Source organism: Caballeronia sp. LZ008, from assembly GCF_031451435.1.
GTDB lineage: Bacteria > Pseudomonadota > Gammaproteobacteria > Burkholderiales > Burkholderiaceae > Caballeronia > Caballeronia zhejiangensis.
This window is the reverse complement of record NZ_JARUXK010000043.1, coordinates 1-410: the sequence shown is the minus strand read 5'-3', so window position 1 is coordinate 410 and position 410 is coordinate 1. Positions and strand designations below refer to the sequence as shown.

Genomic DNA, 410 nt, shown 5'->3' with positions numbered 1-410 from the left:
CGGTCGGCTCCTGCTTCGGCATGAGCGGCAGCGCGCTTTGCTTGGTGGCCGATTCACGCACGCGCATCGGTCCCTTCAGGATGATCTCCGGGCCGCCAAATTCCACGCCCGTACTCGTCAATTTGACGTACGCGCCGCCGCAATAGAGCGTCAGTTCCTTCTTGGCGTTGAGCGTGATCGCGTCTTCCGTGCTCGCGATCGTCACGCCCTTGAGCGCGGCGAGATTGAGCGCATCGCCTTGCGCCTGCACGTCGATCTTGCCCTCGGCGGCCGTCACCTTGACGCCCTGCGTATTGGCGAAGAGCGACACCGCATTGCCCGCCGCGACGGTGTAATTGCCGCCGATCGCGGCGTCGGCGTTGCCGCCGGTGCTGGTGAAGAGATGCCCGCCCGCGGCCAGTTGCATGTGC

The 410-nt window shown here is 65.6% G+C and carries 1 protein-coding gene; it reads right to left on the bottom strand.

Annotated elements, in window-relative coordinates; genetic code table 11:
- Positions 1-410: DUF2345 domain-containing protein (locus tag QCE49_RS33645; protein WP_309806865.1), on the bottom strand; the 410-nt coding region annotated here is incomplete at both ends.